We start from the raw sequence: 25,776 nt of genomic DNA on the forward strand, positions 1-25,776 counted from the left end.
GTCATCGCCGTGCTGCCGCGCCCGGCCGCGCCGCCGATCGTCGCGCCGGCTCCGGCCAAGCCGCAGGCCGCCGAGGTGGCGCTGATCGCCGACCCGACCAGCAACAAGCCGATGGTGGTCGCCACCCTCGACCACGCCACCGACCAGGTGATGCTGACGCCGATGGGCATGAAGATGCCGCAAGGCCGCGACGCCGAGCTGTGGATCATCCCCGAGGGCCAGAAGGCGATCTCGCTGGGCGTGATCCCGACGAACGCGCCCAAGCGCATCCCGATGCCCGAAGGCCTGCGCGGCGAAGGGACCTACACCGCCCTGCTGGCCGTCACCGACGAGCCGATCGGCGGCTCGCCCACGGGCGTCGCCACCGGCTCGGTGCGCGCGGCGGGCAAGTTCCTGAAGGGATAAGGCGGGAGCCTCTTCGCGCCGCACGCGTTGGCCCCGGTCATGAGCACCATCGCAGACCGGCTGCCTGACTGGCTGAACGACTCCGTCTGGCTGATCGCCTGGGCGCCGCCTTGGATCGTCAGCCTCGTGCTGATCGCCCTGGCCGTCGTGCTGGCCTGGAGCGTCCACGCCATTGCCGTGCGGATGGTGCGCCATTCTCTATCCAGGCGCGACGCCTTTTGGCAGGCCCTGATCGCCCGCACGCGCCGGCCCACCCGCATGGCCTTCGTGGTCGCCGCCCTGGGCGGGGCGGCCTCGGTCGCCCCGCTCGATGCGGCCCAGGCGGAAACCGCCAAGCACGTGCTGCTGGTGCTGTTCATCCTGCTACTGGGCTGGATGGCCATGACCGCCCTCGACATCGGCGCGGCGCTTTACCTGCGGGGCTTCAAGGTCGACGTCGAAGACAACCTGCTGGCCCGCAAGCACATCACCCAGATCCGCATCCTGCGGCGGGCGATGGCGATCCTGGTCGGCATCTTCACCCTGGCCCTGGCCTTGATGACCATCCCCGGCGTGCGCCAATGGGGGGTCAGCCTGCTGGCCGCCGGCGGCGCGGCCTCGGTGATCGTCGGCCTGGCCTTGCAGCCCCTGCTGACCAACCTGATCGCCGGCATCCAGATCGCCGTCACCCAGCCGATCCGCATCGACGACGCCGTCATCGTCGAGAAGGAGTGGGGAAACATCGAGGAGATCAACGCCACCTACGTCGTCGTCCGCCTGTGGGACTGGCGCCGGATGGTGCTGCCGCTCAGCTACTTCATCCAGACCCCGTTCCAAAACTGGACCCGCGAGAGCGCCGCCCTGATCGGCACGGCCATGCTCTATGTCGATCCCGCCGCCCCCGTCGACCGCCTGCGCGCCAAGCTGGAGGAGATCGCCCGCGGCTCGAAGCTGTGGGACGGCAAGGTGGTGAACCTGCAGGTCACCGACATCACGCCCGAAGTCATGGAAGTCCGCTGCCTGGTCAGCGCCCGCAACGCCCCGGTGACCTTCGACCTGCGCTGCGAAGTCCGCGAGAAGATGATGGCCTTCCTGCGCGAGGAACTGCCCGAGGCGTTTCCGAAGCGGCGGCTGGCGTTGGCGGCGGAGGGTTAGACCACGTTTCCCCTCCCCCTTGATTGGGGAGGGTCCAGGGGTGGAGGGTGGCTGCGGCGGTCCAGCTCGCGCCCACATCTGAAACGCTGTCACCCCCATCCCCGGCCCTTCCCCCATCAAAGGGGGAAGGGAGGAAGACAAGCTTCAAGTAAGTGATTTATGACTTACGAACAGGCGCCCGCCTCGTCGGCTGGCGCTTGCGCGGGCAATCAGCGACGACTTGGCCGTCGCGCGGCTTGCCGAGGGGGACGGGCGGGCGCAGCCTGCTACCCATGGGGGCGACGAAATGCGGGGAGCGTGGTGACGCGGGAATTCGAGATCGGCGTCAGGGCCAAGGCCCGCTGCGACCTGATGGGCGCGGCGCCTTTCAGCGAGGCCGACGACATGCTGGTCCGGCGCTTCCTGACCAGCGCCCACAAGGCCGCCCTCGACACCCTGAAGTTCTGGATGGAAGAGGCCGGCATGAGCGTCCGCCTCGACGCCGCCGGCAATCTGGTCGGTCGCTACGAGGGCGAGACGCCGAACGCCCCGGCCCTGCTGATCGGCTCGCACATCGACAGCGTCCGCAACGGCGGCCGCTATGACGGCGCGCTGGGGGTGATGCTGGCGATCGACGTGGTCGAGGCCTTCCACCGCCAGGGCCGCCGCCTGTCCTTCGCTATCGAGGCCATAGCGTTCGGCGACGAGGAAGGCTCGCGCTTTCCGGCGTCGATGGCGTGCAGCCGGGCCGTGGCCGGCACGGTCGATCCCAAGGTCATGGAGATGACCGACGCGGAGGGGACCAGCTTGGCTCAGGCCTTCGCCGCCTTCGGCCTGGATCCGACGCGCCTCACCGAGGCCGCCCGCAGGCCGGACGAGATCTTCGCCTTCCTCGAAGCCCATATCGAGCAGGGCCCGGTGCTGGAGGCCGAGGGCCTGGCCCTGGGCGTCGTCAGCGCCATCGCCGCCCAGAAGCGCCTGATGGTGCGGTTCAAGGGACAAGCCGGTCACGCCGGCACCACGCCGATGGGATTGCGCAAGGACCCCGGCCCCGCCGCCGCCGAGGCGGTGCTGGCCCTGGAGCGGGTCTGCCGCGAAGGACCGTTGGCCGGAACCGACGGCCTTGTGGGCACGGTCGGACGCATGACCGCCCTGCCCGGCGCCTTCAACGTCATTCCCGGCGCCGTCGAGTTCTCGATGGACATCCGCGCCGAGACCTCAGCCACCCGCGACGCCGCCGTCGCCGCGATCACCGCCGAGATCGAGGCCATCGCCGCCCGGCGCGGCCTGACGGTTTCGGTCAGCCTGATGCAGGCCCTGGCCGAGAGCCCTTGCGACGCGGGCCTGACCGACCTGCTGTCCGAAGCCGTGGCCGACCTCGGCGGGCCGGTTCGCCGCCTGCCCAGCGGCGCGGGCCACGACGCCATGGTCATCGCCGACCTCTGCCCCACCGCCATGCTGTTCATCCGCTGCGAGGGCGGGATCAGCCACAACCCCGCCGAAGCCGTCACCGACGCCGACTGCGCCCTGGCCGCGCGGGCGATGGTCGGGTTCGTGGAACGGCTGGCGACGCGCAACGCTTTCTCGAAGACGCCCGAATGAACACCTTCAAAGAACTCGACCACCCCGCCCGCCTGCTGATGGGCCCCGGACCGATCAACGTGCACCCGCGCGTGCTGCGGGCCATGTCGGTGCAGCTGCTGGGCCAGTTCGATCCCGAGTTCACCGGCTACATGAACGAGACGATGGCGCTGTATCGCGGCGTCTTCCAGACACAGAACCAGTGGACCTTCCTGATCGACGGCACCTCGCGGGCCGGGATCGAGGCGGCGCTGGTCTCGACCCTGGTTCCGGGCGACGACATCGTGGTGGTCAACGCCGGGCGCTTCGGCCTGCTGCTGGCCGAGATCGCCGAGCGCTGCGACGCCAAGGTGACCTTCGTCGAGGGCGAGTGGGGCAAGGTCGTCGATCCGCAGGCGGTCGAGGACGCAGTCAAGCGTGTGAAGCCGCGCCTGGTGGCCTGCGTGCATGGCGACACCTCGACCACCATCGCCCAACCGATCGAGGCGATCGGCGAGATCTGCGAGCGCCACGACGCGCTTCTGTATGTCGACGCCACCGCCACCCTGGGCGGCATGAGCGTGCCGGTCGACGCCTGGAAGGCCGACATCGTCACCGCCGGCCTGCAGAAGTGCCTGGGCGGCCCCTCCGGCTCGGCCCCGATCACCATCAGCGACAAGGCCGCCGACCACATCTTTTCCCGCCGCCATGTGGAGAAGGGTCTGGCTGGTCCGGGCAATATCGGCAGCGGCCGCCGCATCGCCTCCAACTACTTCGACCTGGCCATGATCATGGACTACTGGTCCGACAAGCGCCTGAACCACCACACCGAGGCGGCCAGCATGCTGTTCGCCGCCCGCGAATGCGCGCGGATCGTGCTGGAGGAAGGGCTCGAGACCCGCTTCGCCCGCCACGCCCAGGCAGGCTCCGCCATGACCGCCGGGATCGAGGCCCTGGGCCTCCAGGTCTACGGCGACCAGGCGCACAAGATGGCCAACGTCACCGGCGTCATCGCGCCCTCCGGCGTCGACTACGACCGGGTGAAGGCCCGCATGCGCACCGAGTTCGAGATCGAGATCGGCGCGGCCTTCGGGCCTCTGGCCGGCAAGATCTGGCGCATCGGGACCATGGGCGTGAACGCCCGCAAGCACGCGGTGCTGCAGACCCTGGCGGCGCTGGAGGCGGTGCTGCGGTGGGAGGGCTTCGTCGCGCCGGCGGGGGCTGGCGTGGATGCGGCGGCGGGGGTGTTCGGGTGATGGTGACGGTGCTCAAGACCCTCCCCCTGAAGGGGGAGGTGGCCGCGAAGCGGTCGGAGGGGGAAGCGATTTCCCACGTCCGTCCGACGTCCCCCTCCGTCGCCTTCGGTGACACCTCCCCCTCCAGGGGGAGGGTCTTCAAATGATCCCCTACCCCCGCGATCTCGTCGGCTATGGCGAACACCCGCCGCACGCCCAATGGCCGGACGGCGCCCGCGTGGCCGTGCAGTTCGTGCTGAACTACGAGGAAGGCGCCGAGCGCTCGGTCCTGCATGGCGACAAGGTCAGCGAGTACTTCCTGTCGGAGATGGTCGGCGCCCAGCCCATCGAGGGCGCGCGGCACATGTCGATGGAGAGCCTCTACGAATACGGCTCGCGCGCCGGCTTCTGGCGCATCCGACGCCTGTTCGAAGAGTTCGGCCTGCCGCTGACCGTCTACGGCGTCGCCCAGGCCATGGAGCGCCACCCGGACGTCGTCGAGGCGATGATGAAATCCGGCTGGGAGATCGCCAGCCACGGCTATCGCTGGATCGACTACCAGCACTTCCCCGAAGACCTGGAACGCGAGCACATCGAGAAGGCCATCGAGGTGCACAAGCGGCTGACGGGGGAACGCCCGCTCGGCTGGTACCAGGGCCGCACCAGCCCCAACACCGCGCGGCTGGTCGCCCAGGAAGGCGGCTTCGTCTACGACGCCGACAGCTACAGCGACGACCTCCCTTACTGGGACGACCAGCACGGTCGCGCCCAGCTGATCGTGCCCTATACGCTCGACACCAACGACATGCGGTTCGCCGCGCCCCAGGGCTTCAACAGCGGCGACCAGTTCTTCGCCTATCTGCGCGACGCCTTCGACGCCCTCTGGCTGGAGGGCGAGACGGCGCCGAAGATGATGAGCATCGGCCTGCACTGCCGCATCGTCGGCAAGCCGGCGCGGATCATGGCCCTGCGGCGGTTCCTCGAACATGTGACGAGCCACGACAAGGTCTGGGTAGCCAGGCGGATCGACATCGCCCGCCACTGGATCGCGACGCATCCATATTCAAAGCCCTTCCCCCTTGATGGGGGAAGGGTTGGGATGGGGGTGAACGCGGCGGATGACACTTCCACCGCCGCTGTCGGATCAACCTCAGCAGTCACCCCCATCCCCGGCCCTTCCCCCATCAAGGGGGAAGGGAGATGAGAGTTTCAGACCTCAACGCCCTAGACCGCGAAGCCTTCGCCGCGGCGCTGCACTTCGCCTTCGAGCTGTCGCCGTGGGTCGTCGAACGCGCCTGGGACGCCCGGCCATTCGCCAGCGTCGAAGCCATGCACGGCGCGATGATGGACGTGCTGAACGCCGCGTCCGTCGACGACAAGCTGGCCCTGATCCGCGCCCACCCGGAACTGGCCGGCAAGGCGGCCATCGCCCGGGCGCTGACCGCCGAGAGCACCGCCGAGCAGGCCGGCGCCGGGCTCGACAAGCTGACGCCCGAGGAGTTCGCCCGCTTCCACGACCTCAACGCCGCTTATGGCAAGAGCTTCGGCTTCCCGTTCATCATCTGCGTGCGGCTGAACGACAAGAGCTCGATCCTGCGGGCCATGCAGGCGCGCCTGTCCAACGACCGCGAGGCCGAGATCGCCGAGGCGATCAACCAGATCGGCCTCATCTCCAAACTCCGCATCCAAGACGCCGTGACGCAATAGATGGACTACGATCTCGCCGCCTGGCTGAACCTGGCGCTCCGCTGGCTGCATGTGATCGCGGGCGTCGCCTGGATCGGGGCCTCGTTCTACTTCGTCTGGCTCGACAACAATCTGCGCGCGCCCGAGCCGCCCAAGGACGGGGTGAAGGGCGAGCTGTGGGCCGTGCACGGCGGCGGCTTCTACCACTCGCAGAAATACATGACGGCCCCCGACCACATGCCGGGCCACCTGCACTGGTTCAAATGGGAGGCCTACACCACCTGGCTGTCGGGCTTTGCTCTGCTGTTCGTGCTCTACTACTGGGGCGCGCCGGTCTATCTGATCGACCCGACCAAGCACGCCTTCAGCCACTGGCAGGCGGTGGGCGTGGGCCTCCTCTTCATCTTCGGCGGCCTGGCGGTCTACGAGGGCCTGTGCCGCTCGCCGCTGGTCGAGCGCCCGCGCCTGTTCGGAATCGTCTGGTTCGCCGCCCTGATCGGCGCGGCCTACGCCTTGCAGCACCTCTTCACCGACCGCGGGGCCTTCATCCACGTCGGAGCGATCATCGGCACGGCCATGGCCGCCAACGTGTTCCTGACGATCATTCCCAACCAGCGGAAGATCGTCGCCGACATGCTGGCCGGCCGCGAAGTCGATCCGCGCCTGGGGGCGGCGGGCAAGCAGCGCTCGGTGCACAACAACTACATGACCCTGCCGATCCTGTTCATCATGATCAGCAACCACTATCCGGCCATCACCGGCCACCCGAAGGCCTGGCTGCTGCTGGCGCTGATCGGCGTGGCGGGGATCTCGATCCGCCACTTCTTCAACCTGCGCCACCACGGGATCATCCGGCACGACTTCCTGTTCTACGGGGCCATGCTGATGTTCGCCGTCAGCGTGATCGTCAGCCAGAAGCCCAAGACCCCCGCCGTGCTGGGGCCGGTCAGCTTCTTCGAGGCCCAGGCGATCGTGCAGAAGCACTGCGTGACCTGCCACAGCGCCGCGCCCACCCATCGCGGCTTTTCGGCCCCGCCCAACGGCGCGACCTTCGACAGTCCTGAGCACATCGTCCGCTATGCGCCGAAGATCAAGGAACGCGCTGTGCTCAGCACGAGCATGCCGCTTGGCAACGAGACCCATATGACCGATGAGGAGCGCGCCAAGCTTGGCGCCTGGATCGAATCCGGGGCCAAACTGCCCTGACGCCCTCCCCCTTGGCGACGCTGGAGACCGCCCCCTTGTCCGACGCCGATCACGAGGTCGCCCCCGACGCCCCGGCCCCGCGCAAGCGCAACGCCGAGCGGACCCGCAAGGCGATCATGTCGGCGGCGCTGAAGGAGTTTTCTCAAGCCGGGTTCGCCGGCGCGCGCATCGAGCGGATCGTCAAGGCCGCCAAGTGCAACATCCGCATGCTCTACCACTACTTCGGCGACAAGAAGGGGCTCTATGTCGCCGTGCTGGAAAGCGCCTACGAGGACCTGCGCAACCGCGAAGCCGAGCTGAAGATCGACTTCGACAAGCCGATGGCCGGTTTCCTGGAGCTGCAGCGCTTCACCTTCGAGTATTTCGAGAAGAACCCGAAGTTCGAGGGCCTGCTGCGCAACGAGAACCTGCTGCAAGGGCGGTTCGTAGCCCAGTCGCGGAAAGTCACCGAGACGGCCTTCCCCCTGCGCCGCACCATCGAGCGTCTGATCGAGAGCGGCCAGGCCCAGGGCCTGTTCCGCGAAAACCTCGACCCGATCCAGATCTACGTCACCATCGCCGCCATGAGCCGCTTCCACCTGGCCAACGGCTGGTCGCTGTCGGCCACGCTCGACACCGACATGACGACGCCCGAATGGCGCCGGGCGCGGCTGCAGCATGCGCTGGACGTGCTGGAGGGGTATCTGCGGAAGGCGTGATCCAGACCCTCCCCCTGAAGGGGGAGGTGTCGGCGAAGCCGACGGAGGGGGAAGTCGTTGCTGAGACGGCAAACGCCCCAGAAGTTGAAAACGCCCCCCCTCCGGCCCTCCGGGCCACCTCCCCCAGAGGGGGAGGATCTTTTGGCGCGCCCCCAAGATGCTCCCCCTCTGGGGGAGCTGTCGCGGAGCGACTGAGGGGGTCTAACGGCTCATCACGTTCATCACCGCCAGGGTCATCGCCTCGACGCCCGTGCGGATGCTCGGCTCAGGCACGGGGGCGAAGAAGGGCGAGTGGTTGACGGGCAGCGGCTTGCCGCTCGCCTTGGCCTCTTCCATCGCCTTGGGATCGAAGCCCCCGATCGAGAAGTAGACCGACGGCACGCCGGCGATGATGAACTCCGAATAGTCCTCGCTGGCCGAGCCGGGCGACGGCACGGGAATCGCGTCCTTGCCGAAGGCGGCCTTGAAGACGGCGGCGGTGCGCTCGGTCAGGGCCGCGTCGTTGACCACCGCCTTGCCGCCGGGGATCAGCTGGAGGTCCGGCGCGGGCGCGCCCGACATCTCGGCCACGGCTTTCGCGGTGCGGGTCACGCCGTCGAGGATCTTGGTGCGCACGCCGTCGTCCTGGGTGCGGATGGTGCCGCGCACCTTGGCCTTGTCGGGGATGATGTTGCCGGCGCTGCCGGCCTGGATCGAGCCGACCGTGACGACGCCGAACGCCGCCGGATCCTTCTCGCGGCTGATCACGCTCTGGACGTCGACGGTGAAGCGGGCGGCCATCATCACCGGGTCGATCGAGGCGGCCGGCATCGAGCCGTGGGCCCCGCGGCCGTTGAAGGTCAGCTCCAGGGCGTCGGAGGTCGAGGTCAGGACGCCGGCCTTGTAATAGACCTGCCCCGCCGCGCCGGGACCGACGTGCAAGGCGAAGCCGTAGTCGGGCTTGCCGAACTTCTGGAAGAAGCCGTCGCTGATCATCGCCTTGGCGCCGCTGACCGTCTCTTCCGACGGCTGGGCGACGAACACCAGCGTGCCCTTCCACCTGGCCTTCTGGGCGACCAGCTGGCGGGCGGTTCCGATCCAGGCGGCCATGTGCACGTCGTGGCCGCAGGAGTGGGCGACGAACACCTCGGCGCCGTTCCAGGTGGTCTTGGCGCGGCTGGCGTAGGGCAGACCCGTCTTCTCCTCCATCGGCAGGGCGTCGAGTTCGGTGCGCACGAGAACGCTGGGGCCCTCGCCGTTCTTGAGCACGGCCACCACGCCGGTCTTGCCGACGCCCTCGGTCACCGTGAAGCCCAGGGCGCGCATTTCGGCCGCCAGCTTCTTGGCCGTCTCGACCTCCTGGAAGCCGAGTTCCGGATGGGCGTGGATGTCCTTGTAGAGCGCGTCGAGCTGCGGGTAGTCGCGGTCCAGCTGGGCCTTGATGGCGGTCGTCGTAGCCGGGACGTTCAGCGGCGCGGCCAGCGCCGGGGCGGCCAGCAGGGCCAGGGCGGCGGCGAGGGTGAGCTTCGGGGTCAAGGTCATGCGGCTCGCGCGGCGGACCGCGCCCTTCTGGTTTTACGCTTGAACTGAACCCTTCCCCCTTGATGGGGGAAGGGCAGGGTTGGGGGTGGTTGCGGCGATGGAAGTCGCGCGGGCGGCGCTAAATCCTGAACCGCTGTCACCCCCATCCCCGGCCCTTCCCCCATCAAAGGGGGAAGGGAGCACTACTGGAGATCAGAACTTCCGACGGGCGTTCACCCCGAAGGTGCGCGGGGTCAATCCATAAAGCAGGTCCTGGTACCCGACGTTGCTGTTCTTGTTCATGATCCCCTCGGCGTCGGTGAGGTTGCTGACGAAGGCGTAGACGCCCCAGCCCTCGCCCTCGACCCCGGCCCGCAGGTTCACCGTGCTGAAGCCGCCGAACTTGTCGTAGTAGACGTAGGTCGGGCGGAAGGTGGAGACCATGTCGCCGGTATAGGCGTAGTCAGCGCGCACCAGGCCGTTGAGGCCCGCGACCGGCAGCGGCCACGTGTATTGAGCGGAGGCCGCGGCCGTCCAGTCGGGCACGTTGGCGATGCGATCGCCCTTCTTGCCCGTCGAGCCGTCGACCAGGATGTTGGCGTTGGCCTGGTCCTCGGTCAGCTCGGCCTTGGTGTAGCCCACCGAACCGTTCAGCGAGAGGCCGTGGATCGGACGGGCCGAGACCTCGAGCTCGATACCCTGGATCCGCGCGGCGCCGGCGTTGGTGATGAAGGAATAGAGGCCGTCGGCGGTGATGGCGCTGGTCTGGCGGTTCTTCCAGTCGATCCGGTAGACGGCCGTGTTGGCGGTCAGCTTGCCGCCCAGCCAGGTGGTCTTCAGGCCGGCCTCGTAGTTCCACAGGCTGTCGGGATTGTAGACGACGAGCTTGCTGTTCAGGCCCGGCACGTTGTTGGCGCCGCCCGGACGGAAGCCCTCCGACGCCGTGGCGTAGGCCATGATGTCCGAGGTGATCTTGTAGCTGGCGTTGAACTTGTAGACCCAGCCCGAGGCTTCGGCGGTCTGTTCGGAATAGGCGGCCGGCGCGGCGCCGGTCAGCAGGTTGCGCTGCGTGCCCGCGCTGCCGGTGGTCTTGGTGTAGTCGTAGTGGCGCGCGCCCACCGTCAGCGACAGGCCCTCGACCTGCGGCGGCGTCCAGGTCAGTTCGCCGAACTCGGCGGTCTGCTTGACGTTGGTGTTGACGTAACGGCCCTGCACGTACTGCATCGGGCTGTAGGGCAGGCCCGTGGCCAGGCTGGTCAGCACCGTGTTGCTGTCGATGTGGTCCTTGCGCAGCTCCATGTAGCCGCCGACCGTCCACTGCAGCTGGCCCTCGCCCTTCGACGACAGCCGCACCTCGTGGTTCCAGGCGCCCAGATAGGCCGGCTGGTAGCCGATCACGCCATAGGCGCTGCCGATATAGGGCTTGTACTGCGGGGTGAAGTCGATCGTCCGCAGCATGTCGTACTTGTAGTAGGCGCTGGACGCGGTCAGCTCGCCGATCGGGCTCGACCATTTGCCGGTGACGCTGGTCAGGTCCATCTCGGTGTTCAGCGGCAGCTTCACGACGCTGTCGGTCTTGTAGTCGCCCAGGCGGTCGTACCAGCCCTGCAGGTCGTCGGCCGACGAGTTCTGGTGGATCTTGGTCACCACCAGCGAGATGTCGTCGGTGGGCGTGAAGCCCAGCATGGCGCGATAGCCGTCGGCGTGGCTGTCGTTGATGTTCTTGGCGCCGGTCTTGACGTTGTCGACATAGCCGGGGCGGTCCTCGGTATAGGCGACGATGCGGGCGGCCAGCTTGCCCTCGATCAGCGGGATATTGCCCATGGCCTTGAGGTACGAGCCCTGCGAGCCGCCCTTGGTGGTGGTGGCCTGGGCCTCCATCGAGGCGCTGAACTCCGTGCTGTCGGGCTTGGAATAGATCACCCGGATGGTGCCGCCCATCGAGCCGCCGCCGTACAGCGTGCCCTGCGGACCGCGCAGCACTTCCACCCGCTCGACGTCGAACAGGTTGAGGTCGGCGGCGTTGTTGGCCGGGTCCTGGGTGGTGCCCGAGGGGCCGGTGATCGAGGTCTCGTCGTAATAGAGGCCGGTGGTCGCCTCGCCCGAGCCCTGCACGCCGCGGATGGTCACGCGGCTCTGGCCAAGCTGGCCCTGGGTCAGGTTCACGCCCGGCACGGCGCGGAAATAGTCCTGCAGGCCGGTGGCGCCGATCTTCTGCAGGCTGTCGCCCGTGACGGCGCTGATGGCCATCGGCGTGGTCTGGAGGGTGGTCGAGCGCTTCAGCGCGGTGACGACGATCTCCTCGACCGTCTCGTCGGCGGCCGGCGCGGGCGCTGCGGCGGTCTGGGCGGCCGCCCCCAGCGGCGCGGCCAGGGCGGCGAGCGCCGCCGTGGAAAGCAGGATCTTCAGGTCGGTACGCATAGCAGGTCCCCAGTGCATGCATGGTCACGCCCGCTCTGATGGCGGGTCGACGCCCAGGCTGGGGTCTGGGTCGAAAATATGTCAACACTTATGTATCGATATTATTTGGACCGATATAGGCGCCCTTTTGTGAGGCGCCCGTCCGCCGCGCCCCTCATCGTGGTCGAGTCTTTGGCAGGCAATTGGTCTGACCATTGGATTGACAACCACCCCGCCCCGTTTAAACGAGAGAGCGAGAAGACATGTCGCCGCGTACCGGCGCCGCCGCGGAAGGACGCCGATGCCGAAGATCACCGCCGCCAGGGTCATCGTCACCTGCCCGGGCCGCAACTTCGTCACCCTGAAGATCGAGACCAGCGACGGCGTGCATGGCATCGGTGACGCCACCCTGAACGGCCGCGAACTGGCGGTGGCCAGCTACCTCAACGACCACGTCATCCCCTGCCTGGTCGGCCGCGACGCCCACCAGATCGAGGACATCTGGCAGTTCCTCTACAAGGGCGCCTACTGGCGGCGCGGGCCGGTGACCATGTCGGCGATCGCGGCGGTCGACATGGCCCTGTGGGACATCAAGGCCAAGATCGCGAACCTGCCGCTCTACCAGCTGCTGGGCGGGGCCTGCCGCACCGGCGTCATGGTCTACGGCCACGCCAACGGCGCCAGCATCGAGGAGACCCTCGACAACGCCGCCGTCTATGCCGAGCAGGGCTACAAGGCCATCCGCCTGCAGTCGGGCGTGCCAGGGCTGAAGACAGTCTACGGCGTCTCCAAGGACCGCTTCTTCTACGAGCCAGCCGACGCCGACCTGCCCAGCGAAAGCGTCTGGTCGACCGAGAAATACCTGCGCAGCGTGCCGCCGCTGTTCGAGGCGGCGCGCGAGAAACTGGGCTGGGACGTCCACCTGCTGCACGACGTGCACCACCGCCTGACCCCGATCGAGGCCGGCCGCTTGGGCAAGGACCTGGAGCCCTACCGGCCGTTCTGGATGGAGGACGCCACGCCCGCCGAGAACCAGGCCAACTTCCGCCTGATCCGCCAGCACACCACCACGCCCCTGGCCGTGGGCGAGATCTTCAACTCGATCTGGGACTGCAAGCAGCTGATCGAGGAACAGCTGATCGACTACATCCGCGCCACCGTGGTGCACGCCGGCGGCATCACCCACCTGCGCCGCGTGGCCGCCTTCGCCGACATGTACGGCGTGCGAACCGGCTGCCACGGGGCCACCGACCTCTCGCCCGTCTGCATGGCCGCGGCCCTGCACTTCGACCTGTCGATCCCCAATTTCGGGATCCAGGAATACATGCGCCACACACCGGAAACCGACGCGGTGTTCCCGCACGCCTACAGCTTCGAGGGCGGCATGCTGCACCCGGGCGAGGCGCTGGGCCTGGGGGTCGACATCGACGAGGCCCTGGCGGCGAAATACCCCTACAGCCGCGCCTATCTGCCCGTGGCCCGCCGCGAAGACGGCTCCATGCACGATTGGTAAGCGCGGGATTGGTGAGATCGCCGCCGCGATCTTGTCAGACCAAATAGCCGGAGCGTCCGACAAGGGTTATGGTATCGGTGTGAAACCTCAAGGTTCCGCGCGTCGATTCCAGGACCCCATGTCGGACAACGTCAAGCTCTACCGCAAGATCGCGGACACCGTGGCCGACGCCATCGAGGCGGGCCAGTACAAGCTGGGCGACCGCCTGCCGACCGAGCGCGAACTGGCCGAGCAGTTCGGCGTCTCCCGCCCCACCCTGCGCGAGGCGATGATCGCCCTGGAAATGCTGGGCATGATCGAGGCCCGCCACGGCCTGGGCATCTATGTCACCGGCGACGTGCGTCCCGTCGCGCCCCAGCTGGCCGAACGCGACACCGAGATCGGCGCCTTCGAGCTGATCGAGGCCCGCCGCCTGTTCGAGGGCGAGGCCGCGGCGCTCGCCGCCACCTCGATCACCGAAGAGCAGATCGCCCAGCTGGAAAGCCTGCTCGATCGCATGCACGAGGAGGAGGAGATCCGGGGCGAGGACGCCGACCGCGAGTTCCACCTCGTGATCGCCGGGGCCACCGGCAACGGCGCGATCATCGCCACGATCGAGAACCTGTGGGACTGGCGCAACCGCTCGCCCCTGGCCCGCAACATCCTGGCCCGCGCCCGCGGCATGGGGCTGGAGCCGCGCATCGCCGAGCACCGCCGCGTGGTCGACGCCCTGAAGGCCCGCGACCCCGCCGCCGCCCGCCAGGCCATGCGCGACCACCTGGAACGGGTGATCGAACACCTGCTGCACGCGACCGAGACCGAGGCGGTCGAACGGGCGCAGCAGGAAACCAGCGCACGACGTGACGCCATCGCCAAGCGGGTGGCGATCTAACCGCTTCCCTCGCCACCCACGCCCGTCATCCCGGAAACGGCGCAGCCGTTATCCGGGACCCAGGGGCCGCCGCAGTGCGTCGGCGACCGCTAGTGGCTGCGAACCCAGTCGCCGCGCCCAGTCCCCTGGGTCCCGGCTCTGCGCGCGACGCGCTCCGGCCGGGATGACTTGCTTAGGGGTTCGCAAGGGCGGCCCGCATGGAGCCGCCCTCAACGGAGTTGCTTACCCCCGCTCGACCTGGCTGACATCCCGCACCGCGCCGCGCGCGGCGTTGGTGGTCATGGCCGCATAGGCGCGCAGCGCCGGCGAGACCTCGCGCTTGCGGTCCTTCGGCTTCCAGGCGTCCTTGCCGCGCGCCAGCTGGGCGGCGTGGCGTTCGGCCAGCACCGCGTCGGAGACTTCCAGCTGGATGCCGCGGTTGGGGATGTCGATCAGGATCGAGTCGCCCGTCTCGACCAGGGCGATCAGGCCGCCCTCGCCGGCTTCCGGCGAGACGTGGCCGATCGACAGGCCAGACGTGCCGCCCGAGAAGCGGCCGTCGGTGATCAGGGCGCAGGCAGCCCCCAGGCCCTTCGATTTCAGATAGGTGGTCGGGTACAGCATCTCCTGCATGCCCGGACCGCCCTTCGGACCTTCGTAGCGGATGACCACGACCTCGCCGGCCGTGACCTTGCCGCCCAGGATGCCGCTGACGGCGTCTTCCTGGCTTTCGAACACCCGGGCCACGCCGCGGAAGGTCAGGATCGACTCGTCGACCCCGGCCGTCTTCACGATGCAGCCTTCCGGGGCCAGGTTGCCGAACAGCACGGCAAGGCCGCCGTCCTTGGAGAACGGGTGCTCGACCGAGCGGATGACGCCCTTCTCGCGGTCGAGGTCCAGATCCTCCCAGCGCGCGGCCTGGCTGAAGGCGATCTGGGTCGGCTTGCCGCCCGGGGCGGCGCGGAAGAATTCCTGGGCCGTGCCGCTGTTGGTGCGGCCGATGTCCCAGCGGGCCAGGGACTCGGCCATGGTCGCGGCGTGGACCGTCGGCTGGGTCGCGTCGATCAGGCCGCCCTTCTCCAGCTCGCCCAGGATGGCCGGCACGCCGCCGGCGCGGTGGACGTCCTCCATGTGCACGTCGCTCTTGGCCGGAGCCACCTTCGACAGGCAAGGCACGCGGCGCGACAGGCGGTCGATGTCGGCCATCGAGAACTCGACGCCGCCCTCACTGGCGGCCGCCAGCAGGTGCAGCACGGTGTTGGTCGAGCCGCCCATGGCGATGTCCAGGCTCATGGCGTTCTCGAACGCGGCCCGGGTGGCGATGCCGCGCGGCAGGGCCGTGGCGTCGTCCTGCTCGTACCAGCGCTGGCACAGGTCCACGATCAGCCGGCCGGCTTCCTTGAACAGGGCCTCGCGATCGGCGTGGGTGGCCAGGACCGAGCCGTTGCCGGGCAGCGACAGGCCCAAAGCTTCCGTCAGGCAGTTCATCGAGTTGGCGGTGAACATGCCCGAGCACGAGCCGCAGGTCGGGCAGGCGGCCTTCTCGATCGCCTCGACTTCCTCGTCCGTGTACTTGTCGTCGGCGGCCACGACCATGGCGTCGACCAGGTCCAGCGAGCGGATCGCGCCCTTGATCTGCACCTTGCCGGCCTCCATCGGCCCGCCCGAGACGAAGACGACGGGGATGTTCAGGCGCATGGCGGCCATCAGCATGCCGGGCGTGATCTTGTCGCAGTTGGAGATGCAGACGATGGCGTCGGCGCAGTGGGCGTTGACCATGTACTCGACCGCGTCGGCGATCAGTTCGCGGCTGGGCAGCGAATACAGCATGCCGCCGTGGCCCATGGCGATACCGTCGTCGACGGCGATGGTGTTGAATTCCTTGGCCACGCCCCCGGCCGCCTCGATCTCGCGCGCGACCAGCTGGCCCAGGTCCTTCAGGTGCACGTGGCCCGGGACGAACTGGGTGAAACTATTCGCGACAGCGATGATCGGCTTGCCGAAATCGGAGTCCTTCATACCGGTGGCGCGCCACAGGCCGCGGGCGCCGGCCATGTTGCGGCCGTGGGTGGAGGTGCGTGAGCGATAGGGGGGCATGGGAAAATCTCAGTGTCGGCTGTGGGGTTATTACGCCCCTGCCCCACGCTTTCAAAATATATTAGAACGGCGATATTAGGTCGCCAGAGATATGAGATGGACATCCGCCCGCTGCGCCACTTCACGGCCGTCGCCGAGACCCTGCACTTCGGCCGCGCGGCCGAGCGCCTGGGCATGACCCAGCCGCCGCTCAGCCAGTCGATCATGGCGCTGGAAAAGACCCTGGGCGCGCCGCTGTTCGTACGCTCCAAGCGCAGCGTGCGCCTCAGCCCCCTGGGCGAAGCCTGGCTGCCGGACGTGCTGGCGGCCCTGGCGGCCGTCGACGAACTGCCGACCACCGCCCGGCGGCTGCGCGACGGCCAGACGGGCCTGCTGTCGCTGTCCTTCGTCAGCACGGCCGACTACAGCGTGCTGCCGGACCTGGTCAGCCGCTATTCGCGGGCCTATCCGGACGTCGAGATCCGCCTGGTCGAGGCGACCAGCGACGTGCAGATCCCCGCCATCGTCGCCGGCGAGCGCCACGCCGGCATCATCATCCCGCCGTCCGATCGCGCCCTGCCCGAGCCGCTGGCCTACCAGCGGCTGGTCTCCGAACCCCTGGTCGCCGCCGCCCCGGCCGCCTGGATCGAGAGCGGCCGGCTGACGGTCGAGGACGGCGTGCTCGTGCCGGAGGCCATCGTCGACGCGCCGCTGATCCTGTTCCCAAGAACGGTGGCGCCAGCCTTCCACGACCTGGTCACCGGCTACTTCGCCCGCCTGGGCCGTCCCGCCCACATCGTGCAGGAGGCCATCCAGATGCAGACCATCATCAGCCTGGTTTCCGCCGGGCTCGGGGTGGCCCTGGTGCCAGCCTCGCTGCGCAACCTGGCCCGGGCGGGCGTGGCCTATGTCGAGGTCAGCGATCCGCCGACGCTCGAGACGGGGCTGGCCTGGCGGCGCGACGACGACACGCCGACGCTACGGGAGATGCTGCGGCTGGTGGGGGCCTGACCCCCTCAGTCGCTCCGCGACAGCTCCCCCAGAGGGGGAGCATCTTGTGCGGCGCAGATCCTCCCCCTCTGGGGGAGGTGGCCCGGAGGGCCGGAGGGGGCCAGCGCCGAGCCCTCTACAAAGCTCGTCATCCCGGCCGAAGCGAAGCGCAGAGCCGGGACCCAGGGGCCACACGCAACGCGACGGCCACCACCGCCTGCGAACCCAACCGCGGCGCCCAGTCCCCCTGGGTCCCGGCTCTACGGCCTGCTGCGCAGCCCTCCGGCCGGGATGACGAGCCAAAAAACGGCGCGCTTCCACACCAACTAGACGACCGGTCTATTATCTGCCATACACCCCTCATGACCGCCGTCCGCAAGAAGTCCGAACTCACCCGCGAGCACATCCTCGCCACCGGCCGCGAGTTGGTGCTGCGCCAGGGCTTCGGCGGCATGGGGCTGAAGGAGCTGCTGGACGCCAGCGGCGTGCCGAAGGGCTCGTTCTACTACTACTTCGCCTCCAAGGAGGCGTTCGGCTGCGCCCTGCTGGACGACTACTGCGCCGAATACGGCGTCAAGCTCGCCGGCCTGTTCGACACCAGCGCCAGCGGCCGTGACAAGCTGATGGCCTACTGGGCCGTGTGGCTGGACACCGATGCGGCCTGCGGCATGGCCGACCGCTGCCTGGTGGTGAAGCTGGCGGCCGAGATCTCCGACCTTTCGGAAGACATGCGGCTGATCCTCAACACCGGCGTCGAGCGCCTGGTGCGCCGCATCGCCGCCGTCATCGTCGAGGGCCGTGACGACGGCTCCCTGCCCGGGTCCGGCGACCCGATCGCCACCGCCCGGGCGATGTACGCCCTGTGGCTGGGCGCGGCCATTCTGGCCAAGCTTTCCAAGGATCAGGGCCCGCTGCGCGAGGCGCTGGCGACCACCGAAACCATGCTCGCGGCCGCCTGAGCCGCATCCCCCCAAGACGCAAGACAACAAGAAGGAAGACCCCAATGCGCAGCGCGATCCACGATGTGTTCGGCGACCCGGCCGAAGTCCTGGCCCTGGCCGACAGCCCGATCCCCGAGCCCGGCCCCGGCAAGGTCCGCATCCGCACCCTGCTGTCGCCGATCCACAACCACGACCTTTGGACCGTGCGCGGCAACTACGGCTACAAGCCCGCCCTGCCCGCCATCGGCGGCAGCGAGGCGGTCGGCGTCGTCTACGCCGTGGGCGACGGCGTCGACGCCGCCCTGGTCGGCCAGCGCTTCGCCGTGGCCGGCGTGCACGGCAGCTGGGCCGAATACTTCATCGCCTCGGCCGCCGGCCTGGTGCCCGTGCCCGACGCCATTCCGGACGAGGCCGCCGCCCAGCTGATCGCCATGCCCTTCAGCGCCATCACGCTCCTTGAGTCGCTCGGCGTCGCAGAGGGCGACTGGGTGGCCCAGAACACCGCCAACGGCGCGGTCGGCAAGACCCTGGCCATGCTGGCCAAGGCCCGCGGCGTCAACGTGGTCAACCTGGTGCGCCGCGACGCCGGCGTGGCCGAGCTGACCGACCTGGGCATCGACAACGCCGTCTCCACCGCCGCCCCGGACTGGAAGGCCAAGGTCGCCGAACTCACCGGCGGCGCGCCGATCAAGGCGGCCGTCGACTCGATCGGCGGAACCGCCTCGGGCGACATGGCCGACCTGCTGGGCGAAAACGGCCTGCTGGTCTCGTTCGGCTCGATGACCGGCGAGCCGATGCAGATCTCGTCGGGCGCGGTGATCTTCAAGCAGCTGACCGTGAAGGGCTTCTGGGGCTCGACCGTCTCGGCGACCATGGCGCCGGACCTGCGCCGCAAGCTGATCGGCGAGCTGCTGACCCAGGTGGCCACCGGCAAGCTGAAGCTGCCGACCGACGGCGTCTACGGCCTGGACCAGGTGTCCGACGCCGTGAAGGCCTCTCTGACCCCGGGCAAGACCGGCAAGGTGCTGCTGCGGCCGTAAGGCGACCGGGAAGGCGGCTCCACGGCCGCCTTCCCGAGCTTCACCCCTGGCGCGAAGCGCAGGCCGCGCTACAACCGGAGAATGGCAAACCGTCGTTCCTTCATCCTGTCCGCAGCCGCCCTCGTCGCGGCGCCCCTGCCCTCTGCAGCGCGAGAGACTGAAGGCGAGCGCCTGACCGCCGTCCTCGAACGGCTGATCCAGCGGGCGATGCTCGACTCGCCCCAGCTGATGACCCTGACGGGCCTGGACGCCGGGCCGAACGCCGCCGCCCGCGGCAAGCTCGACGACCGCTCGCCGGCCGGCCTGCTGCGCACCCGCCAGATCTTCGAGGACCTGCGCAAGGACCTGGCGACCTTCGACGCCAAGGCCCTGACCGGCATGGACCGGGTCAACCTGCGCTCGGCCGCCTACATGGCCGACACCACCCTGCGGAGCTTCGATACGCCCTACGGCAATCCCGACGTCGGGGTGGCCGCGCCCTATGTGATCTCGCAGCTGACCGGCGCCTATCGCAGCGTGCCAGGCTTCCTGGCCGACACCCATCCGGTCGGCGACGCCGCAGACGCGCAGGCCTATCTGTCGCGCCTGTCGGCCTTCGCCGTGCTGCTCGACCAGGAGACCGCCCGGGCCCGCGCCGACTTCGCCCGGGGCGCGACGCCGCCCGACTTCGTGCTGCGCACCACCCTCTCGCAATTCCAGGCCATGCTCGCCCCCGCCCCGGCCAGCTCGGAGCTGGTCGTCGGCCTGACGCGGCGGACCAACGCCAAGGCCATCGCCGGCGACTGGGAGGCCCGCGCCGCCAGGATCGTCGAGGCCGAGGTCTATCCCGCCCTGCGCCGCCAAGCCGAACTGCTGAGCGCCGCCCTGCCGACCGCGACGCACGACGCCGGCGTCTGGCGGCTGCCGGACGGCGAGACCTATTACCGCTTCGCCGTGCGGGCGGCGACGACCACCGACCTGGCCGGCGCCGAGATCCATCGCCTGGGCCTGGAACTCGTGGCCCGCTTCTCCGCCCGCGCCGACGCCATCCTCAAGGCCCGCGGCCTGACCAAGGGCTCGGTCGGCGCCCGCATCGCCGCCCTGCGCCGCGACCCGGCCAACCTCTATCCCAACGACGACGCCGGCCGCGCCGCCCTTCTGGCCGAGCTGGAAACCAAGGTCGCGGCCATGCGCGAGCGGCTTCCCGCCTGGTTCGGCCACCTGCCCAAGGCCGGGGTGAAGATCCAGCGCATCCCGCCGTCGATCGAGGCCGGCGCGCCCGGCGCCTACTACACCCCGCCCAGCCTGGACGGTTCGCGGCCCGGCCTGTTCTCGATCAACCTGCGCGACACGGCCGAGCAGCCGCGCTTCGACCTGCCGACCCTGGTGTTCCACGAAGCCATCCCCGGCCACCACCTGCAGAACGCCCTGATGATGGAATCGCCGGGCATCCCCACCCTGCGCCGCCTGCCGATCTTCTCGGGCTATTCCGAGGGCTGGGCGCTCTATGCCGAGCAGCTGGCCGACGAGATGGGCGCCTACAAGGACGATCCGCTGGGCCAGCTGGGCTACGTGGCCTCGATGCTGTTCCGCGCCTCGCGCCTGGTGCTCGACTCCGGCATCCACGCCAAGCGCTGGAGCCGCGAGCAGGCCATCGCCTACATGTCGCAGACCCTGGGCGACGCCGAGACCTCGGTCACTCGCGAGGTCGAGCGCTATTGCGTGCAGCCCGGCCAGGCGTCGAGCTACATGCTGGGCTGGCGCACCTGGACCGACAGCCGCGCCCGCGCCGAAAAGCGCCTGGGCGCCAGGTTCAGCCTCAAGGCCTTCCACGACGCCGGCCTGACCGCCGGCACCATGCCGCTCGACGTGCTGGCCGACATGCTCGACGAATGGCCCGGCGCCTGACCCCGCCGCTCACGCGGCCTTGCCGATCCGACCGACTTTCAAAGGACGCGCGATGAACAAGACCGGTGCGCTGGGCCTGCCCATGGGACTGATCGTCGGCGTGATCTTCGGGGCCGTCATCCACAACATGGCGATCGGGATCTTGCTGGGCATCGCCCTGGGCGTAGGGATCTTCAAGTTCGGCGGGGGGAAGTCGTAGGGGCTGGGGCGAAGCGCCTCGGCCTGAAAGGCGACGTCGCGCCACGAACAACAAATCCTCTACATTCCACGACGCCGACTGAAACCGGACGTACGTCAACACCACAGTTTCGGCGGGATATTGCGAGGCCGCGCCGAAGATGGCATTCAATCCTGAACGCTGTAAAAGGAAGTCGTAAGTGAATATTTTGGCGGTTCATTTAAATCATGATTCCGTACTGTCGCTCGACCTCCATGGCGTGTTGCACAACATCGAACTCGAACGCATTTTCGGGAAGCGCCATTACGACGTGCGGCATGAAAAGCCGGACGTTCATGATCTGATTGCGATCGTCAGGAATATTCATCCGACGTTCGACGCCGGAATGGTGCTGCACGGCGCCGACAGCTACGCGACACAGCTGTTCGAGGGCGTGGGCGTCAAGTCGATCGAAGCCGTCGATCACCACAAGGCGCACGCCGCCGCGGCGTTTTACGAATCCCCGTTCGATCGCAGCCTGATCGTTTCCTACGACGGCGGCGGCAATGACGGCACGTTCCGGATATTTCTGGCGTCGCGCGAGACCGGCATCGCCGCGATCGACGACGGCCACCGGCTCAATCTCGGCATCCCGTACCGGGCGATAGCCCATCCCATCGTCGAGATCCGCAAGCCGGACGACGGCAAGGAACGGTCGAACGCCGGCAAGCTGATGGGGCTGGCGGCCTTCGGTCAGGTCCGGCCCGAATGGGTCGAGCCGGTGCGGGACTTCTTCATGACCTGCAGCGGCAAGGACACGTTTTCCGGCATGTACCTGTGGGTGGTCGGGCAACTCGGGATGCTTGGCCAACGCATCGGGCTGCCGCTATCGCGCAACGCCCTGAGCGGCGCGGACGCGTTCGATCTGGCGGCCACGGCGCAGCATGTGTTCGAACGCATCTTCCTCGACACGGTCCTGCCGATCGCCGCCCGGTACAAGCTTCCAATCTGCATTTCCGGGGGCTGCGCGCTCAACGTCATGGTCAACCAGCAACTGGCCGACCTGATAGAGTGGCCCGTCTTCGTGCCGCCCAATCCGAATGATTGCGGGCTCGCGCAGGGCGCCCTGCTGCTGCGATCGCGCCCGGTCGAGCCCGTGACCGTGACCTACACCGGCCCGGCGATACAGGACCCGGAGGCCTTGCCGGCGGCGGTTGCGCGGCTCGGCGCCGTCAAGACGGGGACCAAGGAGATCGCGGAACTGCTGCACGCGGGGAACGTCATCGCCGTCATGCGGGGCCGTTCGGAACATGGGCCGCGCGCACTGGGCCATCGCAGCATCCTCGCCGATCCCAGCGTTCCCGGGATGAAGGACCGGCTCAACAATCACGTGAAGTTCCGCGAGACGTTTCGTCCCTATGCGCCGGTCGTTCGCGTCGCCGACGTGCACCGGTATTTCGACAACGCCCGCAACGACATGTCGTACATGTCCTTCAACCCCACGGTCAGCCTTGCGTGGCGGGAAAAACTGGCCGCGGCGACGCATGTCGACGGCACGGCGCGCGTCCAGACCATCGCTTCGACGCAAAACCCGTGGCTTTACGATGTGCTCACCGAGTTCGAACGGCTGAGCGGTTTCGGAGCGCTGGTGAACACCTCCTTCAACAGCAAGGGCAGGCCGATCGTCACCAGCGTCGCCGAAGCGGTGGACCTCCTGCTCACGACCGATCTCGATTATCTCGTCATCGAGGACTGGCTGTTCCGCAAACCCGCCGATGAACAGCGACCGAGGTCGCCATCGACGTGACGGCGTTCGGACCTTTCGATGCGGCCCGGCTTCCGCCAGCCCCTATCGAGTAGCCACGCCGACTCCCGAGGCCCGGCGAAGACGCTTCCGCCGCCGACGCCGACGCGCCGGGCCCTCCCCACATTCCCGCCCCGCAATCACTCGTTATTGAGAGTCACTTGCATTTAGGCGAAAAGGCGGCCAGAAGCGTCGCCGTTCGGCGAGGCGCTCTGTCGGGAGTCGCTCGCCCATAGTCTGCGAATGATTCTTATTCGCTTATTTTTGGGAATATTCCATGCGCATGTCCAAGCGGACGCGCGGCCTTTTGCTGGCCGGCGTCGCCAACCTCGCCCTCGCGGGTCTCGCCCAGGCTCAGACCACCGAGACCTCCGAAGAGACCACCACCGCGACCGCCAGCAAGCTGTCGCTGGGCAAGGTCGTCGTCTCGGCCGGCCAGGAGAAGGTGGCGATCGATACGCCCCAGGCCGTGACCACGATCGACCAGGAAGCCATCGACAACGCCCAGGCCTCGACCATCGGCGACCTGCTGGCCGGCATTCCCGGCGTCAACACCATGGGCGGCGTCGGCGCCCTGGGCCAGGGCTTCAACATCCGCGGCATGGGCACGGGCCTGGCCGACAGCGACAGCCGCATCCTGATGCAGATCGACGGCGTCACGAAATTCTACGAGCAGTACCGGATGGGCTCGTTCTTCAGCGATCCCGAGCTCTACAAGCGCGTCGAAGTGCTGCGCGGCCCGGCCTCGTCGACCCTCTACGGCGCGGGCGCCCTGGCCGGCGTGGTCAACTTCACCAGCAAGGACGCCGGTGACTTCCTGAAGGACGGCGACCGCTTCGCCGTGCGTCTGCGCGGCGGCGTCGAGAGCAACGCCAACGCCCGCTTCGGCTCGGGCATCCTGGCCCTGAAGCCGACCGCCAACACCGAACTGCTGGGCATGTACACCAGCCGCCGCAGCGACAACTACGAGAACGGCGACGGCGTCGAGGTCGCAGCCTCGGAAGCCAGCTCCGACAGCTACCTGATCAAGGGCCGCTACTTCATCGGCGGGGCCAAGGGCCACAATGTCTGGGCCTCGTACCAGAACTGGAAGAACGACAGCACCCAGATCTACGACCAGTCCGAAGCCCTGGCCACGACCCCGGTGCGCCGCAAGACCACCGACGACACGGCCGTGATCGGCTACAACAATGACTTCAACGGCAGCGACCTGTTCGACGTCGCCGCCCAGGTCTCCTACGCCAACACCAAGGTCAACCAGACCGACACGACCTTCCTGTCGGGCGTGCTGGAGTCGGAGTTCTCGTACAAGACCCTGCAGGCCCGCACCCAGAACGTCTCGAAGTTCAGCCTCGGCGGCGACAACGTCGCGTTCCTGACCGTCGGCGCCCAGGCCTACAAGCAGGAGCGCCGCAACCCGCGCCGCACCGCCACCGGCACCAATCACGGCGCGGCCACCCACCCCGAAGGCGACATGGAGAAGTACGGCCTGTTCGCCCAGGGCGAGGTCGTGCTCGGCAAGCTGACCCTGATCCCGGGCGTGCGCGTCGACTGGACCAAGCTGCAGCCGGGCGAAGGCGTCACCACCACCACGGTGGTCAAGGACAACGGCGTCTCGCCCAAGATCGCCGCCCTCTACAGCCTGACCGAATGGGCCTCGGTGTTCGGCTCGGTGGCCCACACCGTGCGCATGCCGGTGCTGGACGAGATCTACAGCCGCACGGCCACGGCCTCGACCAACTACAGCCTGAACCTCAAGCCCGAGGAGTCCGACAACATCGAGGTCGGCGGCACGCTGCAGTTCCGCGACCTGTTCGGCCAGGGCGACCAGTTCCGGTTCAAGACCACCGTGTTCCGCAACGACGTGAAGAACCTGATCACGCGCGGCACCTCGACCTCGAGCTACTTCGTCAATGTCGGCGAGGCGCGCTATTCGGGCGTCGAGGTCGAGGCCGAATACGGCGCCAAGCAGTTCTTCGCTCGCGGCTCGGTGTCGGTGATCGACGGCGAGAACCGCCTGACCGGCGCCTATCTCAACACCATCCCGGCCGACACCCTGAACCTGACCCTGGGCTATGTCTTCCCGACCCAGAACCTGACGGCCGGCTGGCGCGGCGAGTTCGCCGACGCTCAGAACCACGTGACCTCCACCTCGCTGGCCACGCCGGGCTACGCCGTCCACAACCTGTTCGTGACCTGGAAGCCGCAGGACGGCCTGCTGCAAGGGCTCGAGGTCCAGGCCGGCGTCGACAACCTGTTCGACAAGACCTTCCAGCGCCACCTGCTGTCGCTGGACGCCGAAGGCCGGACGTTCAAGCTGACCCTGGGTCGCACGTTCTGATCATGAAGACGCCCTGGCACGTTCGAGCCTGGGCGACGGGGGCGTCGTTGATGATCAACGGCGCCCTTGGCCTTGCCGTGATCCAGTGGGAGCAGAAGCCGGTCCTCGCCGCGATGGACGAGACCGCCATGCTGATCTCGCTGGGCGATCCGGCCCTCGACCAGACCGACAACGCGGCGTCTCCCGACGCCGATCCCGCCCCGACGCCGGTGAGCGAGCCGACGCCGCCGCAGCCGGAGAAGCCGACGCCCAAGCCGCTGCCGCCGCGTCCCGACGGCTGGCTGACCCAGGCCGCGCCCAAGCCCGCGTCGCCCTCCCCCGCTCCACCTTCAGAGGCCCCACGCCAGACCGCCCCCGCAGCGGCCCAAGCCGCC

Annotated in this window: 19 protein-coding genes and 2 pseudogenes; 18 read left to right on the top strand and 3 right to left on the bottom strand. The window is 68.4% G+C overall.

What is annotated here, in order from left to right; all coding sequences use genetic code 11:
* The 8 genes and pseudogenes from DMC18_RS13325 to DMC18_RS13360 all read left to right on the top strand — a co-directional run.
* The coding region (locus tag DMC18_RS13325) for an anti-sigma factor domain-containing protein (RefSeq protein WP_199232574.1) at positions 1 to 405 on the top strand (405 nt) is incomplete at its 5' end.
* Between the two features lie 39 nt (positions 406 to 444).
* Positions 445 to 1,539: a mechanosensitive ion channel family protein gene (locus DMC18_RS13330; protein ID WP_110118511.1), complete on the top strand. Its 1,095-nt coding sequence runs from the start codon at positions 445 to 447 to the stop codon at positions 1,537 to 1,539.
* Positions 1,540 to 1,839: 300 nt separating this feature from the next.
* Positions 1,840 to 3,120: an allantoate amidohydrolase gene (locus tag DMC18_RS13335; RefSeq protein ID WP_255580353.1), complete on the top strand. Its 1,281-nt coding sequence runs from the start codon at positions 1,840 to 1,842 to the stop codon at positions 3,118 to 3,120.
* On the top strand, positions 3,117 to 4,334 hold the full coding sequence (locus DMC18_RS13340; RefSeq protein WP_199228345.1) for an alanine--glyoxylate aminotransferase family protein: 1,218 nt from the start codon (positions 3,117 to 3,119) through the stop codon (positions 4,332 to 4,334). Before DMC18_RS13335 ends, DMC18_RS13340 begins: the two co-directional genes overlap by 4 nt.
* Positions 4,335 to 4,479: 145 nt before the next feature.
* Positions 4,480 to 5,376: pseudogene (puuE, locus tag DMC18_RS13345) on the top strand (allantoinase PuuE); the annotation flags it as partial.
* 137 nt (positions 5,377 to 5,513) lie between these two features.
* Entirely contained in the window at positions 5,514 to 6,020 is a 507-nt protein-coding gene (uraD, locus tag DMC18_RS13350; protein ID WP_110121271.1) for a 2-oxo-4-hydroxy-4-carboxy-5-ureidoimidazoline decarboxylase, read from the top strand.
* Positions 6,021 to 7,205, top strand: coding sequence for a urate hydroxylase PuuD (locus DMC18_RS13355; RefSeq protein ID WP_110121272.1), 1,185 nt, complete (start codon positions 6,021 to 6,023; stop codon positions 7,203 to 7,205).
* Positions 7,206 to 7,240: 35 nt separating this feature from the next.
* A complete protein-coding gene (locus DMC18_RS13360) occupies positions 7,241 to 7,903 on the top strand; it encodes a TetR family transcriptional regulator (RefSeq protein WP_233248149.1) in 663 nt (220 codons plus the stop codon).
* 201 nt (positions 7,904 to 8,104) lie between these two features.
* On the opposite strand, the gene DMC18_RS13370 is transcribed toward DMC18_RS13360, so the two are convergent.
* Together DMC18_RS13370 and DMC18_RS13375 are read right to left on the bottom strand one after the other, a co-directional pair.
* On the bottom strand, positions 8,105 to 9,424 hold the full coding sequence (locus DMC18_RS13370; RefSeq protein ID WP_110121273.1) for an amidohydrolase: 1,320 nt from the start codon (positions 9,422 to 9,424) through the stop codon (positions 8,105 to 8,107).
* Between the two features lie 192 nt (positions 9,425 to 9,616).
* Complete coding sequence (locus DMC18_RS13375; RefSeq protein ID WP_110133002.1) at positions 9,617 to 11,824, bottom strand: TonB-dependent receptor; 2,208 nt, start codon at positions 11,822 to 11,824, stop codon at positions 9,617 to 9,619.
* 280 nt (positions 11,825 to 12,104) lie between these two features.
* Between DMC18_RS13375 and manD the strand changes: the two genes are divergently transcribed.
* Together manD and DMC18_RS13385 are read left to right on the top strand one after the other, a co-directional pair.
* Positions 12,105 to 13,316 carry a D-mannonate dehydratase ManD gene (gene manD / locus DMC18_RS13380; RefSeq protein WP_110121275.1) on the top strand — a complete coding sequence of 404 codons (1,212 nt, stop codon included), beginning with the start codon at positions 12,105 to 12,107 and terminating at the stop codon, positions 13,314 to 13,316.
* A gap of 118 nt (positions 13,317 to 13,434) precedes the next feature.
* The gene (locus tag DMC18_RS13385; RefSeq protein ID WP_110121276.1) at positions 13,435 to 14,187 is read left to right on the top strand and encodes a FadR/GntR family transcriptional regulator; all 753 of its coding nucleotides are present in this window, start codon (positions 13,435 to 13,437) and stop codon (positions 14,185 to 14,187) included.
* A 222-nt stretch (positions 14,188 to 14,409) separates the two neighbouring features.
* Here DMC18_RS13385 and ilvD read toward each other — a convergent pair whose 3' ends face one another.
* Positions 14,410 to 16,263, bottom strand: a complete 1,854-nt coding sequence (gene ilvD, locus DMC18_RS13390) for a dihydroxy-acid dehydratase (protein ID WP_110121277.1) — start codon at positions 16,261 to 16,263, stop codon at positions 14,410 to 14,412.
* A gap of 96 nt (positions 16,264 to 16,359) precedes the next feature.
* On the opposite strand from ilvD, the gene DMC18_RS13395 reads away from it, so the two are divergent.
* The 8 genes and pseudogenes from DMC18_RS13395 to DMC18_RS13430 all read left to right on the top strand — a co-directional run.
* Positions 16,360 to 17,253, top strand: coding sequence for a LysR family transcriptional regulator (locus DMC18_RS13395; protein WP_110121278.1), 894 nt, complete (start codon positions 16,360 to 16,362; stop codon positions 17,251 to 17,253).
* A 341-nt stretch (positions 17,254 to 17,594) separates the two neighbouring features.
* Entirely contained in the window at positions 17,595 to 18,191 is a 597-nt protein-coding gene (locus DMC18_RS13405; protein WP_110121280.1) for a TetR/AcrR family transcriptional regulator, read from the top strand.
* A gap of 44 nt (positions 18,192 to 18,235) precedes the next feature.
* A complete protein-coding gene (locus DMC18_RS13410; protein WP_110133003.1) occupies positions 18,236 to 19,213 on the top strand; it encodes a zinc-binding dehydrogenase in 978 nt (325 codons plus the stop codon).
* An 81-nt stretch (positions 19,214 to 19,294) separates the two neighbouring features.
* Entirely contained in the window at positions 19,295 to 21,100 is a 1,806-nt protein-coding gene (locus DMC18_RS13415) for a DUF885 family protein (protein ID WP_110121282.1), read from the top strand.
* 52 nt (positions 21,101 to 21,152) lie between these two features.
* The gene (locus tag DMC18_RS26585) at positions 21,153 to 21,299 is read left to right on the top strand and encodes a hypothetical protein (RefSeq protein WP_199228567.1); all 147 of its coding nucleotides are present in this window, start codon (positions 21,153 to 21,155) and stop codon (positions 21,297 to 21,299) included.
* 178 nt (positions 21,300 to 21,477) lie between these two features.
* Complete coding sequence (locus DMC18_RS13420; RefSeq protein WP_146218067.1) at positions 21,478 to 23,064, top strand: carbamoyltransferase C-terminal domain-containing protein; 1,587 nt, start codon at positions 21,478 to 21,480, stop codon at positions 23,062 to 23,064.
* 280 nt (positions 23,065 to 23,344) lie between these two features.
* Positions 23,345 to 25,402 (top strand): TonB-dependent receptor domain-containing protein, encoded by a 2,058-nt coding sequence (locus DMC18_RS13425; protein WP_199228568.1) that lies wholly within the window; start codon positions 23,345 to 23,347, stop codon positions 25,400 to 25,402.
* Between the two features lie 50 nt (positions 25,403 to 25,452).
* Positions 25,453 to 25,776 (top strand): annotated as a pseudogene (locus tag DMC18_RS13430) (hypothetical protein); the annotation flags it as partial.

It is taken from the genome of Caulobacter sp. D5 (assembly GCF_003185805.1).
Taxonomy (GTDB): Bacteria; Pseudomonadota; Alphaproteobacteria; order Caulobacterales; family Caulobacteraceae; genus Caulobacter.

Bases quoted from the DNA above. Each gene is read 5' to 3' on its own strand.
- ilvD (WP_110121277.1), bottom strand. From the start codon at position 16,263: ATGCCCCCCTATCGCTCACGCACCTCCACCCACGGCCGCAACATGGCC.
- DMC18_RS13385 (WP_110121276.1), top strand. From the start codon at position 13,435: ATGTCGGACAACGTCAAGCTCTACCGCAAGATCGCGGACACCGTGGCC.
- DMC18_RS13410 (WP_110133003.1), top strand. From the start codon at position 18,236: ATGCGCAGCGCGATCCACGATGTGTTCGGCGACCCGGCCGAAGTCCTG.
- DMC18_RS13340 (WP_199228345.1), top strand. From the start codon at position 3,117: ATGAACACCTTCAAAGAACTCGACCACCCCGCCCGCCTGCTGATGGGC.
- DMC18_RS26585 (WP_199228567.1), top strand. From the start codon at position 21,153: ATGAACAAGACCGGTGCGCTGGGCCTGCCCATGGGACTGATCGTCGGC.
- DMC18_RS13330 (WP_110118511.1), top strand. From the start codon at position 445: ATGAGCACCATCGCAGACCGGCTGCCTGACTGGCTGAACGACTCCGTC.
- DMC18_RS13425 (WP_199228568.1), top strand. From the start codon at position 23,345: ATGTCCAAGCGGACGCGCGGCCTTTTGCTGGCCGGCGTCGCCAACCTC.
- DMC18_RS13375 (WP_110133002.1), bottom strand. From the start codon at position 11,824: ATGCGTACCGACCTGAAGATCCTGCTTTCCACGGCGGCGCTCGCCGCC.
- manD (WP_110121275.1), top strand. From the start codon at position 12,105: ATGCCGAAGATCACCGCCGCCAGGGTCATCGTCACCTGCCCGGGCCGC.
- DMC18_RS13405 (WP_110121280.1), top strand. From the start codon at position 17,595: ATGACCGCCGTCCGCAAGAAGTCCGAACTCACCCGCGAGCACATCCTC.
- DMC18_RS13355 (WP_110121272.1), top strand. From the start codon at position 6,021: ATGGACTACGATCTCGCCGCCTGGCTGAACCTGGCGCTCCGCTGGCTG.
- DMC18_RS13395 (WP_110121278.1), top strand. From the start codon at position 16,360: ATGGACATCCGCCCGCTGCGCCACTTCACGGCCGTCGCCGAGACCCTG.
- DMC18_RS13370 (WP_110121273.1), bottom strand. From the start codon at position 9,424: ATGACCTTGACCCCGAAGCTCACCCTCGCCGCCGCCCTGGCCCTGCTG.
- uraD (WP_110121271.1), top strand. From the start codon at position 5,514: ATGAGAGTTTCAGACCTCAACGCCCTAGACCGCGAAGCCTTCGCCGCG.
- DMC18_RS13415 (WP_110121282.1), top strand. From the start codon at position 19,295: ATGGCAAACCGTCGTTCCTTCATCCTGTCCGCAGCCGCCCTCGTCGCG.